This window comes from Pedobacter sp. PLR (assembly GCF_026239675.1).
Classification (GTDB): domain Bacteria; phylum Bacteroidota; class Bacteroidia; order Sphingobacteriales; family Sphingobacteriaceae; genus Pedobacter.
In genome coordinates, this window is sequence record NZ_JAPIVQ010000004.1 from 364,033 (window position 1) to 377,346 (window position 13,314).

Annotated in this window: 10 protein-coding genes and 1 other RNA gene; 2 read left to right on the forward strand and 9 right to left on the reverse strand. The window is 38.9% G+C overall.

From position 1 onward, the window contains the following. The first annotated feature begins 22 nt into the window (after positions 1–22). The gene (locus OQX61_RS12170) at positions 23–2,383 is read left to right on the forward strand and encodes an outer membrane beta-barrel family protein (protein ID WP_265841972.1); all 2,361 of its coding nucleotides are present in this window, start codon (positions 23–25) and stop codon (positions 2,381–2,383) included. A gap of 71 nt (positions 2,384–2,454) precedes the next feature. Here OQX61_RS12170 and ssrA read toward each other — a convergent pair. From ssrA to OQX61_RS12185, 3 genes are all read right to left on the reverse strand, one after another. Continuing rightward, positions 2,455–2,821, reverse strand: a transfer-messenger RNA (tmRNA) gene (gene ssrA, locus OQX61_RS12175). 28 nt (positions 2,822–2,849) lie between these two features. Next, positions 2,850–4,052 (reverse strand): pyridoxal phosphate-dependent aminotransferase, encoded by a 1,203-nt coding sequence (locus tag OQX61_RS12180; RefSeq protein WP_265841973.1) that lies wholly within the window; start codon positions 4,050–4,052, stop codon positions 2,850–2,852. Positions 4,053–4,114: 62 nt separating this feature from the next. Beyond that, a complete protein-coding gene (locus OQX61_RS12185) occupies positions 4,115–4,507 on the reverse strand; it encodes a DUF1573 domain-containing protein (RefSeq protein ID WP_265841974.1) in 393 nt (130 codons plus the stop codon). Between the two features lie 132 nt (positions 4,508–4,639). Here OQX61_RS12185 and OQX61_RS12190 point away from each other — a divergent pair, with 132 nt between their 5' ends. Then, complete coding sequence (locus OQX61_RS12190) at positions 4,640–7,063, forward strand: alpha-ketoacid dehydrogenase subunit alpha/beta (protein WP_265841975.1); 2,424 nt, start codon at positions 4,640–4,642, stop codon at positions 7,061–7,063. 137 nt (positions 7,064–7,200) lie between these two features. On the opposite strand, the gene aroC is transcribed toward OQX61_RS12190, so the two are convergent. The 6 genes from aroC to OQX61_RS12220 all read right to left on the reverse strand — a co-directional run bounded on the left by aroC (position 7,201) and on the right by OQX61_RS12220 (position 13,274). Then, positions 7,201–8,295: a chorismate synthase gene (gene aroC, locus OQX61_RS12195; RefSeq protein ID WP_265841976.1), complete on the reverse strand. Its 1,095-nt coding sequence runs from the start codon at positions 8,293–8,295 to the stop codon at positions 7,201–7,203. Positions 8,296–8,319: 24 nt separating this feature from the next. Continuing rightward, positions 8,320–9,573, reverse strand: a complete 1,254-nt coding sequence (locus OQX61_RS12200) for a 3-phosphoshikimate 1-carboxyvinyltransferase (protein WP_265841977.1) — start codon at positions 9,571–9,573, stop codon at positions 8,320–8,322. 2 nt (positions 9,574–9,575) lie between these two features. Next, complete coding sequence (locus OQX61_RS12205; protein ID WP_265841978.1) at positions 9,576–10,715, reverse strand: chorismate mutase; 1,140 nt, start codon at positions 10,713–10,715, stop codon at positions 9,576–9,578. A 48-nt stretch (positions 10,716–10,763) separates the two neighbouring features. Next, complete coding sequence (locus OQX61_RS12210; protein WP_265841979.1) at positions 10,764–11,600, reverse strand: prephenate dehydratase; 837 nt, start codon at positions 11,598–11,600, stop codon at positions 10,764–10,766. A gap of 403 nt (positions 11,601–12,003) precedes the next feature. Next, positions 12,004–13,068, reverse strand: a complete 1,065-nt coding sequence (aroB, locus tag OQX61_RS12215) for a 3-dehydroquinate synthase (protein ID WP_265841980.1) — start codon at positions 13,066–13,068, stop codon at positions 12,004–12,006. Further along, the gene (locus tag OQX61_RS12220; RefSeq protein ID WP_265842157.1) at positions 13,068–13,274 is read right to left on the reverse strand and encodes an RNA-binding S4 domain-containing protein; all 207 of its coding nucleotides are present in this window, start codon (positions 13,272–13,274) and stop codon (positions 13,068–13,070) included. Before OQX61_RS12220 ends, aroB begins: the two co-directional genes overlap by 1 nt. Positions 13,275–13,314 lie beyond the last annotated feature (40 nt).

A 13,314-nucleotide genomic window follows, 5' to 3' on the forward strand; every position in this document is an offset into this window, starting at 1 on the left:
TACGATATAGAAAATATCATGTATGTCCAGTAGATTGTTTTTATTTTTATTATTCATTTTTGTTTTTATTGTGGATATTGGAGCGTGTTTGGCTCAAAATTTCACTTTAAAGGGAAGGGTTGTTGGTAATAGTCAAAATAACATTAAATATGTCAACGCCTTATTATTGAGGAGTGATAGTGTTATCGCAGGAAAAGCTGTAACAGATAGTTTAGGTAGGTTTTCTATAATTGTCGAAAAAGGTAATTATGTTTTTGTTGTAGAGCAGTTTGGCGTTAGGCTTTTAAAGAAGGATATTTTTTTGAATCAGGATACAGACATGGGGGAGATAAAAATTAATGAAACTGTTGTATTGGAGGGGGTTGCTATAAACGGTCGCCGGAAGTTAATTGAGCGAAAGGTGGATAGATTGGTTTTTAATGTAGAGAAATCGGTCTACAGTTCAGGAACAAATGTTTTAGATGTTTTAGCTAATACTCCGTTAGTTTCTGCTAATGATCAGGGAGTTAGTGTAATCGGAAAAGGATCTGTAAAGGTTATGATAAATGACAGAATCCTTCAAATGTCAAATCAAGAGTTGGCCTCCTATTTACGGACATTGCCTTCGAATGATATTTCAAAAATTGAAGTTATAACTTCTCCACCAGCTAAGTATGATGCAGAGGGAAACAGTGGGCTAATCAACATTGTCACAAAGAAAGTGCTTAAAGATCTATTTAGTGGTAATCTATCTACAACTTTTGTGAAGAATTCAAAAGAATCATATCAGAATAATTTAGGTTTAAACTATAACACTACTAATTTTCAGAGCTCATTAGGGTTAAGGCATTCCGATAGAAATATGGGGGTTTATGAAAACCAAGATGTATTATTTAATACTGGAAAGGCGCTCAATAATCATACAGACCGGGTAGACAACAACAAGAATTTAGGGGTTAATATAGATATGGCTTTTAAAACATCTAAAAGAAACACCATAGGTTTAGTCTATGACTACAGCAATACCAGGAACACCTACGAAAGTACAAACAAGGTTTCTTATTTAACGGGTTCTGTATTGGATTCATTGCTTACTACTAGCTCCTCCTACAAGAATCCGTCAGATATCCATGTACTAAGTGTGTATGATGATCTTGTCCTGGACTCGATAGGTTCCAGGCTTAGTTTTGCACTTAACTATTTTAATAATAAACCAGAAACCAATCTTGAATTTGTAACTAATAACACCGTGAATACTTTACGTGTTTTAAATACAAGCGGATTGTGGTACAAGGTCTTGTCGGGGCAAATAGATTATGCGCTGCCTGCAAAATGGGTAAACCTGGAGTCTGGATTGAAATTCACACGATTTGACAACAATTCTGATATAAAGTACTTGGAATTTAGAGATAATCAATATGAGCTCAATAATGATGGAAATAATCAATTTCAATTGATTGAGGATAACTATGCCGCTTATCTTTCCTTAAATAAAAACCTAAATGATTATTGGACTGTAAAAGGAGGGTTAAGGTATGAATACACTGACTTAAAATCTTCTGCCTCTTCCGGAAACACTAATTATACAACAAATTACGGGAAATTATTTCCGACTCTTAATTTAATGTATAAGACTAATAGTAATACATATACACTAAATTATAACAAACGGATTAACCGTCCCCGACTGCGTCAACTGAATCCTTTTAAATGGTATTCTAACCCGTATATATACATTGTAGGTAATCCACTTCTACAGCCATCCATCAGCCATAATCTTGAATTTAATTACCTATATGATGGCATGTTTACGGCTAGCGTTTTTGGTACACAACAGGAAAATGCATTTGGCTCCATCATAAAAATTGAGGAAGGAATAAAAGAGACAAAAATGGAAAATATTTATACCATTCGAAACCTTGGGCTCAATATGTCATTTGAGAGAGATATTCTATCCAAATGGAATTTATCAGTAACTACGGTTGGGTTTTATTCCAAGGCTGCGAGTAGTTATCGTGAAGTCGCGCCATTAGAGGGCTGGTCTGCTAATTATTCTATCAATAATACTTTTACTATTTCAAAACAAAACTCCTGGTTATTCTTCCTGAATTTCCGTCATATATTATCAGGTACAGAATCAAACGTAGAAAGTCGACCCTTAACTAATCTCACCCTCGGAACAAGGTTTAACTTATTCCAGGATAAATTAACTTTTAACCTGCGGGGAAGTGATTTACTAAAAGGGGACATCAGTAAAGGGCATTTGATCTACAATGACTTTGTACAATACTATAACAATTACTATGATAACAGGAGTTTCACGGCTAGTATAAGCTATAATTTTGGTGCAGGAAAATCATCAGGCAGGAATATGAAATTTAATGATCAATACAGGGCCAACTAAAAGTAGCAGGAGCAGACCGAAAAGCCTTAAAACAACAACAGGCCGGCAAGTTTATGTCTTGCCGACCTGTTTTGTGGAGCCGAAGGGGTTCGAACCCTTGTCCAGTTGTGTGTTAAGTTATGCCTTCTACATGCTTGTTTTCCAATTTATTGTCGGGAGCAGACGGGCCGGAAACCTACCTTGTCTTTTTCCTTAGGTATTTTATCTCGCCGCTATACCATACCTTATAGCAGCCAGCATTGTTATTTCGATGCCCCATATTCTAACCTAACAATGCAGCAGTCAGAGGGACAAAAGCTAGCGAAATTCTAAATTAGGCAGCTAAGGCGTAGTTATTTTCGCCAATTATAGTGTGAACGTTCTCTTTTAAGTGCTCTCCGTACAACGCACTGCATGCTAACATACGTAGCGCCACCCTGTCAAATCCAAAACGGCCCCATGTGTTAGTAACACAAATCTACGAAATTTATGCCATAGTTCTACCAGGATATTGTTTTAATGCAATTTCAAGACAATCCATAGACTTGTTAATATCATCAGTATTTAATACATATGCCATTCTCACTTCGTTTTTTCCGGAACCTGGAGTTGAGTAGAATCCTGTAGCAGGAGCCATCATAACGGTCTGTCCTTCATGCTCAAAGCTTTCCAGCATCCACTGACAAAATACATCAGCATCATCAATAGGGAACTTTGCTACCACGTAAAATGCACCACCTGGATTCGGACAAAAAACACCTTCAATAGCGTTCAATCTTTTTACAATCGTGTCTCTGCGAAGTGTATATTCTTTATTAACGGCTTCAAAATAACTATCAGGGGTATCCACAGCTGCGGTTCCTGCAATTTGTTCCACCATACCCGGACTTAATCTTGCTTGCGCAAATTTTAACCCTGATTGGATCACTTCCTTGTTTTTGGTAATCAGACAACCTAATCTTGCGCCACAAGCACTGTATCTTTTAGATACGGTATCAAGGACCACTACGTTTTCATCAAGACCATCTAAGTGCATTGGAGAGATAAACTCTTTTCCATCATAGCAGAATTCGCGGTAAGCCTCATCAGAGAATAAGAATAAATCGTATTTCAGACAAAGTTCTTTCAACGCTTCTAATTCTTCTTTTGAATACAAGTAACCAGTAGGGTTATTAGGATTACAAATGATGATTGCTTTGGTACGAGGCGTGATTAATTTCTCAAATTCAGCGATAGGAGGAAGGGCAAAGCCATTCTCAATATGTGATAAGATCGGTTTTACCACCACATTGCTCATACAGGCAAAGCCATTGTAGTTCGCATAGAAAGGTTCTGGAATGATGATTTCATCACCTTCGTTTACGCAGGTTTGCATAGCGATAGTGATCGCCTCAGATCCACCAACGGTTACCAAAATATCCGCAGGAGTGATATTGTAACCTAATTTATTATAGTATTCTGCTAATTTGGTTCTGTAAGATAATGTTCCTTCAGATGGCGTATAAGCCCATACATCGAAGTCTATGTTTTTGATGGCATTTAACATGCCTTCCGGTGTTGCAATATCCGGTTGTCCAATGTTCAAATGAAAAACTTTTTTACCATCCTTTTTTGCCTGGTCAGCAAATGGAGTTAGCTTTCTGATTGGTGATGCGGGCATTTGAAACCCTTTTTCTGAAATGTTAGGCATATCGCAAAAATAAAAGACCTCGTTGTATAACGAGGTCTTAATAAAAAATATCGTTTATAAAATTACTTGGTTGGAGCAGTTACGGTTTCACCTTTAATGTATAAAACTTTAGTAGTGGTTTTAGCATTTGAAGTGATGGTAATCGCTTTGCTAAATGGCATTGCAGCACCAGTTGGGTTATAAGTAACTTTAATAGTACCCGCTTCTCCTTTTTTAACAGGAACCTGCGTGTATTCAGGAACAGTACAACCACAAGTAGTCTCTACTTTTGAAATAATCAATGGTTGATCTCCGATGTTAACGAACTTAAACTCAATGGTTGCAGCTTTGTTTACAGGGATTTTACCAAAATCGTTCAGCTCCTTGTCAAATTTAAATTCAGCTGGTTTTGTTTGAGCGTTAGTAGCAACACTTACTCCTAAAATTAATGTAAATAATAGTAATAACTTTTTCATGATTATGGTGATTTAAAGCAAATTTAAACTTTTGATTCATAAATCAAAAAGTATTCCAATATATAAATTACAGAACAGCCATAAGTCATACTTTAGATTTTATGTATCTTTGTGCCCTAACTAATATTGCTTATGATGCCGGATATTACACCTACTACCAATCCTATTGATGCTTCAGAGTTAAGTTTTGATGACTTTAAGACTATTGTGGTAAACGATTATAAAATAGCTTTCGAAAGTAGACAAGCCAGTTTATTAGGTCGTAAGGAGGTATTAACGGGCAAGGCTAAGTTTGGTATTTTTGGTGACGGAAAGGAAATTCCTCAGATTGCCATGGCCAAGGCCTTTAAGAATGGAGACTGGCGCTCCGGATATTACAGAGACCAGACTTTTGCATTTGCTACAGGCATTTGTACCATCAAAGAATTTTTTGCCCAATTATATGCCAACCCTAGTGTTGAAGCTGAACCTGCATCCGCAGGCAGACAAATGAACTGTCACTTTGCAAGCCGTACTATTGATGAGGACGGAAACTGGAAAGATCAGACAGCCATGAAAAACTGTTCTTCAGACATTGCACCTACAGGTGCACAAATGGCGAGATTAGTCGGACTGGCTTATGCCTCGAAACTGTTCAGACAAAATGAAGAACTGGATTACCTGAAAAACTTCTCTGTAAAAGGAAATGAAGTGGCTTTCGGAACAATTGGCAATGCCTCTACTTCCGAAGGTATCTTTTTCGAAGCAATCAACGCAGCCGGAGTATTGCAAATACCTATGGCCATCTCTATCTGGGACGATGGTTACGGAATTTCTGTTCCTGCAAAGTATCAAACCACTAAAGAAGATATTTCTGAGATTCTTAAAGGTTTCCAAAGGGATGAAAATGCCGGTGGATATGAGATCTATAAAGTAAGAGGCTGGGATTACCCGGCTTTATGTGAAACCTACCAGAGAGCAATCGATGTATGCCGTACAGAACATGTTCCGGTAATGATCCACGTAACAGAAGTGACACAACCACAAGGACATTCTACTTCTGGTTCTCATGAGCGCTATAAAGATAAAGCACGTTTAGAGTGGGAAAAAGAGTTCGATTGTATCGTTCAGATGCGTAAATGGATGATTGAATCAGCCATTATCTCTGAAGATGAACTTGTCGAAATGGAAAACACGGCTAAGAAAATGGTTCGTGATACCCAAAAAGAAGCATGGGATGAGTTCCTTGCCTCTATAAAAACTGAAAAAGATCAGGTAATTGAACTGATCGATAAGGTAGCTAACGGAAATCCTGCAATCAGCAAAATTACCGCGCAACTGGCCGGTACGCCGGATGCAATGCGTAAAGAAGTGATTTCTTCCGCCAGAAAAGCATTGCGCTTAACGGTTCAACATTTATCAACAGAAAGAACGGAGCTGCTGCAATGGTATAATGAACAAAGTGAGCTTAACGCAGAAAGATACAATTCAAAACTATTTACCGATGGAAAAGAAAGCCCGTTCTTAATTGATATGCTTCCTGCTGAATACAGCGATTCCAGCAAAATGGTAGATGGCCGAGAATTGTTAAACGCTTGTTTTGATGCGAACTTTGGCCGCGATCCAAGGTTAGTGGCTTTTGGTGAGGATTTGGGTGCTATTGGTGATGTAAATCAGGGTTTTGCTGGTCTACAGGCTAAATATGGCGACCTGAGAATCACCGATACAGGCATCAGAGAGATGACTATTGTTGGACAGGGAATCGGATTGGCAATGAGAGGTTTAAGGCCAATTGCTGAAATTCAATACCTGGACTATCTGTTATTCGCCCTGAATGTATTGAGTGATGATCTGGCAAGTTTATCTTACCGCACTAAAGCCGGACAAAAAGCACCGGTAATTATCAGAACCCGCGGTCATAGATTGGAAGGCGTATGGCACTCCGGATCTCCTATGGGACTGATTCTTGGCTCATTGCGTGGATTACACATCTGTGTGCCTCGTAATATGACTCAGGCTGCCGGTATATATAACACGTTGTTCAGATCTGATGAGCCTGCTTTAGTGATTGAATGCCTTAATGGTTATAGATTAAAAGAGAAACTTCCTGAAAATGTAGGCGATTTTACTGTTCCATTAGGTAAAGCCGAAGTGATTAAAGAAGGAACTGATATCACAATTGTTTCTTACGGATCAACATTGAGAGTGGTAGAAGAAGCTGCCGAAGAACTGGCTCAGTTTGGTATTTCTGTAGAAATCATCGACCCTCAGACTTTACTTCCTTTTGATACAGATAAACTTTGTGCGCAGTCCTTAACTAAAACCAATAAATTATTGGTTGTTGATGAAGATGTGCCGGGTGGTGGATCTGCTTTTATCTTACAACAGATTTTAGAAGAGCAACAGGGTTATTATAGCCTGGATGCACAGCCAAAAACGATCAGTGCAAAAGCACATCGTCCTCCGTATGGTTCTGATGGTGATTATTTCACTAAACCTTCAGTAGATGATATCGTAGAGACTGTTTATCAAATGATGCACGAGCATAATGCCGCTAAATTCCCCGCTATATTTTAATCGTACTTAGAAAGATACGATCATAAAAAAGTATGATCAAAAAAAAAGGTGTTCCTCAACAGAACACCTTTTTTTTTGATCATTTGATTAGCATGATCTGATATTTTAACAGGACACACTGTTTTTTTAGCGCTGGATTAATCCAGTTTACTACTCTTATTTCTAAGGAACTGATCTGCCAATACCAAGGCTGCCATTGCTTCCACAATCACAACTGCACGAGGTACTACACATGGATCATGACGACCTTTTCCTTTAATTTCTGCGGCTTCACCCGCTGCATTAATGGTCTGTTGATTGTGCATAATCGTTGCTACAGGCTTAAATGCGACTGTAAAGTCAATTTCCATCCCGTTAGCTATACCTCCCTGAATTCCTCCGGAGAAGTTGGTTAATGTTTTAGGCTGATCTTTTCCAACAAGGAAGATGTCATTGTGTTCTGATCCTCTCATTTCGCTTCCGCTAAATCCTGAACCATATTCGAAGCCATGTACCGCATTGATGCTCAACATTGCTTTTCCAAGGTCTGCATGCAATTTATCAAAAACAGGTTCGCCTAAGCCAACCGGACAGTTTCTGATGATACAGCTTACTTTTCCGCCAATAGTATCTCCATCTTTTCTAATCTCATCAATACATTCGATCATCTCCTTTGCCGTAGCCGGATCTGCGCAACGTACGATGTTCTCTTCTCTGATCGCTAAAAGCTCATCTATTGTTAAAGAAGATTCCAGATTTGGTGCATTGATCTTGCCTACTGCTGATACATGAGCAAAGATTTCAATGCCCTGGTGTTTTAAAAACAACTTGGCAATGGCACCAGCAGCTACGCGTGCAGCGGTTTCTCTGGCAGAGGAACGGCCACCACCACGGTGATCGCGGATACCATACTTAGCATCATACGTATAATCGGCATGAGAAGGACGGTAAACATCTGTATTGTGACTGTAATCTTTACTACGTTGATCTTCATTCGGAATCAGCATCGCAATAGGAGTACCGGTACTTTTCCCTTCAAATACACCAGAAAGGATTTGAACAGTATCGCTTTCTTTCCTTTGTGTGGTGATTTTTGATTGTCCAGGTCTGCGCTTGTCCAGTTCCGACTGAATAAACTCCAGATCTATGGGCAATTGTGCCGGACAACCATCTAAAATAACACCAATAGCTGCACCATGTGATTCGCCAAAAGTGCTGATGCGAAATAATTGTCCGAATGTATTACCTGCCATTTTTCGTTAGTTTTATAGGTTAATTTAAATCACTGTAACTGTAAATCCTGCTTTTTCCAGGTCTTTCCAAAAGTCAGGGTATGATTTCTCCACCACATCCATTTCTTCCAGTACCACTTCTTTGATCAGCAAACTCAGCGGAGCAAAAGCCATCGCCATGCGGTGATCTTCATAAGTACCGAAAGTAACGCGCTCAGGGAAATGAAGGTTTTCGCAGTTTAAAGTATAAACCAGGTTGTCCTCATTTAAAGTTACACCAATTTTTGCAAGTTCATTTTGTAAAGCTTTAACACGGTCAGTTTCCTTAATTTTCAAGGTCTCCAGTCCGGTGAAAGCAAGGTTTTGCTTCAAAGCTGCCGCGCATACAATAATCGTTTGTGCTAAATCCGGACAATCTTTAAGGTCTAAAACCTCGTCGCTGAAATTCTTATCTGTAGAGCTAAGTGTGATTCCCTCAGCTGTAGTTGCCGTTTTTACCCCAAAAGCAGTCATAATAGACCTGATCCGGCTATCGCCTTGCAAGCTTTTTTCCTTTAAATAAGGAAGCGAGATTTCTGCTTTTGTGGCCAGACAAGCAATGCTGTACCAGTAAGAAGCAGCGCTCCAATCTGGTTCCACTACTAGTGTTGCAGGTTTAAAAGGTTGTGGTTTGATGCTGATATTCTGGCCATCCCATGAATGACTGATGCCAGCTTCCTGCAACATATTCAAGGTCATGTTTACATAAGGAAGGGAAGTTAATTCACCTTCAATCTGTAAAGTAAGGCCCTGCTCCAGGGTTGGGGCAATCATTAACAAGGCAGAAATATACTGACTGCTAATGTCACCTTTAATTTTTACAGTTGCCGTGGTTTGTTTTAATGGGCCTTGAATGTTCAATGGCGGAAAGCCATCTTTTTCAGCATAACTGATATCGGCACCTACTGCTTTTAAAGCTTCTGCCAGAATACCGATCGGACGTTGTTTCATTCTTTCGGTACCAGTCAGCAAAAACTGCCCTGGAAGGGTAGGAAGGTAAGCCGTTAAAAAGCGCATGGCAGTACCCGCAGGTCCCACATCAACGGTTTGTTGATGTGGAGTTGCGGTTGAAATCTGATTTAAGATGCGTTCAAGTGTAACGGAATCGGCAGCGATAGACATATTCTCTACTTTAACCGCTCCTTTACTTGAAGCACTAATGATTAATGCCCTGTTGCACTCGCTTTTTGAACCCGTAAGGGTGATCTCTGTATGGATTTCTGTGTTTCCGGTAAAAGAAACAAGTGCATGCTTACTCATTCTTAAGATTTAACTTCTGTATGTGTTTCTGCTGCAATACCTTTTTCTGCTTTGCCAGCATTCATAATTTCTGTTTGCTTACGGATAGACTCACCGTGAACCAATTCTAAGAATTTCTCTGTAAAGTTCAGGTCTAGTTTCAATGCTTTTGCAAATGCTTTTCCTTTGTTCATGATCGAATCCCAACGGTTAACCTGTAAGATCGTTACCTGGTTATCACGTTTGAACTCACCAATTTTACCTACGATCGCCATACGCTCACCTAGTTTTTGTAACAATTGATCATCGATTTTGTCGATTTGCTTACGTAAGTCAGCCAATTGATCTACAAATACTTCGTTCTGAGATTCTGGTTCACGAACAGTTAAACGCTCTACTAACTCGCTTAAAGCAGCAGGAGTAACTTGTTGTTTTGCATCTGTCCAGGCTACTGAAGGGTCAACATGTGACTCAATCATTAGACCTTGCATGTCTAAATCAAGTGCTTTTTGTGAGATGTAAGGGATTAATTCGCGGTTACCGCAGATATGACTTGGATCGTTGATGATCGGAAGATCAGGACATAAAGTTTTCAATTGAATAGCAAGTTCCCACATTGGTTCGTTACGGAACGAGCTTTTCTCGAATGAAGAGAAACCACGGTGAATAGCACCTAATTTAGTGATACCAGCACCATTGATACGCTCTAATGCGCCAATCCATAATTGAAGATCAGGATTAACAGGGTTTTTAACCAATACAGGAACGTCAACACCTCTTAAAGCGTCAGCAATTTCCTGTACACAGAATGGATTTACAGTTGAACGTGCACCAATCCAAAGGATATCTACACCAGCTGCTAAAGCTTCTTCCACATGTTTTGCATTGGCAACTTCTACTGCTGTAGGTAAACCTGTTTCTGCTTTTGCTCTTTTTAACCACTCTAATCCAATGCTTCCGATACCTTCGAATTCTCCCGGACGTGTACGTGGCTTCCAGATACCAGCTCTAAGTACAGATACTTTACCTGTTGCAGCTAATAAATGTGCAGTAGTTAATAATTGCTCTTCAGTTTCTGCACTACATGGTCCTGAAATGATTAGTGGTTCGTTGTTGGTGTTCAACCAAGTACTGATTGGCTGGATGTTCAATTGTAATTTCATCTTTTTGGGGTTTAATTTTTGTATGTTTTATGAAGGGTTATCTATTTATTATACTTTATCGTTTCTCATGTATTCTCCCATGATATTGAAGTTTACGGTGTACTTCAGCGTTTGACGGATGGCTTTGTCGTATTGCTCATTGTTTGTCCATTCCATATCTACGTAGAAGTAGTATTCGTTTCTTTTTCCAAGAACCGGCATACTCTGGATCTTAGTTAAGTTCACATCCTGCTCTGCAAAGATGTTAAGCACTTTAGATAAAGCTCCAACATGGTTACCTACCTGGAAGCAGATTGATGCTTTATTGATTTCCGCCAAATCATCTGTTTTGTCTTTTTTTAACACAAGGAAACGGGTATAGTTCTTTTTGTTAGACTCGATTCTTCTTTCGATGATGTTCAGTCCGTATAATTCTGCAGCTAAGGTGTTTGCGATAGCTACGGTATCAGTTAATTGTTCTTCTTTAATTCGTTTTGCACAAGCCGCTGTATCGTTGCTTTCAATCACCTGGATATTTGGAAAGTCATCGAAGAAATCTACACACTGACGAATCGCAATAGGGTGGGAAGTTGCAAACTTAATGTCCTCAAATTTAACACCTGGTAAAGCCATCAGGTGCAATTGAATCGGCAGGTAAACTTCACCAACGATTGCGAAATTGTATTCACGGATCAGGGTGTAGTTTGGTAAAAGGCTTCCTGCAATAGAGTTTTCAATAGCCATGATCACGAAATCAGACTGCTTGTTTTCCAGGCTTTCACAAGTCTGCTTAAAAGAATTACATTCTATGGTTTCAATGTCTTTTCCGAAGAACTTGAAAGCGGCCTCTTCATGAAATGACGCTTTAATACCTTGAATTGCTACTCTTGTTTTTTTCTGTTTCATTTTGACTGATTGAATTTCTGTGGTTCTTTAAGCTTGCGGAAGATTTGTTTTTGTTTGCTTCTGCGGGTTTAAATTTTTGGGTTAAAAAAAAAGTCCCGGCTTTAGGCCGGGACTTTTCATATACACTCTTATCTTATGATTCATGTTGCATATCAGTCCCGGCTCTTACTAAAATAGTAAAAGTAACCAAACCAATATGTAGTAACATTTTTCATCTCGATTGTTTTTTCGTTTTCGTTTTTCCAAATGTACTAACAAAATTTAATTTGTCAATACTTTCTTTAAAAAAATTATTTATGGTGTGTCGGGTGTTATTTGTTGTATTACAAAACATTAGCTGTTTCTGCTTCCCGAAGTCTAATATTTTTTTTCTAAAAAACGCAGCTAAAATTGGTTTCTGACCTTATTTAGCCTGATTATTATAGTAAGCTAAAGCCTCCAGAATATCCTGTTCTGTAACGATACAATTATAATCACAAGCCCCTGTTTTACTTAGTAAAGAAAACATAATTTGTCCATGTTCGTTCTTTTTATCGCTCTGCATGAAACCTAAAAGGTCGGTAAAGCTCTCTTTTTTGATGTGATATGCAGGGTAAATACTTAGAATATATCTGGTAATGTCTTCCAGTTCTTCTTTAGTCAGGGTGTTGTTGGTGCTCGATAAATAAGCTTCCGCAACCATGCCTATCGCGATAGCTTCCCCGTGGGTAAGTGGCGCTTTATCGTTGATCAGGGCATAACTTTCTACCGCATGACCAATGGTATGACCAAAGTTTAAGATTTTACGGCGACCTTTTTCCTGAGGATCCTCAGTAACCACTTCATTCTTGATTTCTACCGAACGGTAAACTTCAACAGGAGCGATGTTTTTATAGTCAGCAGCCTTTAAACGCTCATAATAATCCGCATCTACAATCAAACCATGCTTGATCATTTCTGCAAATCCAGATAGCAATTCTCTTTCAGGAAGCGTTTTCAGGAAGGACGTTTCGATAAATACAGCTTGTGGAAGGGCAAAAGTACCCACCATATTCTTTACATTATCAATGTCGATACCAGTTTTTCCGCCTACAGAAGCATCTACTTGTGCCAATAAGGTGGTTGGGATGTTGATGAAATCAATGCCTCTTTTATAAGTTGAAGCAATGAAACCACCCATATCTGTAATCACACCTCCACCGAGGTTGATCATCAAACATTTGCGGTCTGCTTCAAAATCTAATAAGGTCTTCCAGATACCAATACAAAAATCAATGTTTTTGTTCTCTTCTCCAGGATCGGTTTCAATCAGGTCGAAGTTGGTATAGTCGTCCAGCATTCCTTGTAACAAGGGCAGACAAAATTCCGAAGTATTCCTGTCAACGAAGATAAATACCTTACTGTAGTTACCTTCTTCTATGATTTGTGCTAATGGCGCAAGTTCCGATTCAAAATGAATGTTATGGCCTGAGCTTTCTATAACGTTCATTAAATTACTTTTATTTGTTGACCCATAAAGCTGATTACGTCGCCTACGCGTACTTTCAATCGCTTACGAAAGTCTACTTTACCATTATATTTTACCAAACCGTCTTCTACAACCGTTTGTGCTTCGCCACCACTTTGTACTAGTGAAGTTGCTTTTAGCAACTGAATGAGTGGAATAAACTCACCTTCTAATTTGAATTCTATCATTATACCTGCAAATTTACAATTATTTATAAAGTCTTGTACC

Coding starts and splice junctions, on each gene's coding strand:
- OQX61_RS12180 (WP_265841973.1), bottom strand. CDS start 4,052: ATGCCTAACATTTCAGAAAAAGGGTTTCAAATGCCCGCATCACCAATC.
- OQX61_RS12200 (WP_265841977.1), bottom strand. CDS start 9,573: ATGAGTAAGCATGCACTTGTTTCTTTTACCGGAAACACAGAAATCCAT.
- OQX61_RS12210 (WP_265841979.1), bottom strand. CDS start 11,600: ATGAAACAGAAAAAAACAAGAGTAGCAATTCAAGGTATTAAAGCGTCA.
- OQX61_RS12185 (WP_265841974.1), bottom strand. CDS start 4,507: ATGAAAAAGTTATTACTATTATTTACATTAATTTTAGGAGTAAGTGTT.
- OQX61_RS12190 (WP_265841975.1), top strand. CDS start 4,640: ATGATGCCGGATATTACACCTACTACCAATCCTATTGATGCTTCAGAG.
- OQX61_RS12170 (WP_265841972.1), top strand. CDS start 23: ATGTCCAGTAGATTGTTTTTATTTTTATTATTCATTTTTGTTTTTATT.
- OQX61_RS12220 (WP_265842157.1), bottom strand. CDS start 13,274: ATGATAGAATTCAAATTAGAAGGTGAGTTTATTCCACTCATTCAGTTG.
- OQX61_RS12205 (WP_265841978.1), bottom strand. CDS start 10,715: ATGAAATTACAATTGAACATCCAGCCAATCAGTACTTGGTTGAACACC.
- aroC (WP_265841976.1), bottom strand. CDS start 8,295: ATGGCAGGTAATACATTCGGACAATTATTTCGCATCAGCACTTTTGGC.
- aroB (WP_265841980.1), bottom strand. CDS start 13,068: ATGAACGTTATAGAAAGCTCAGGCCATAACATTCATTTTGAATCGGAA.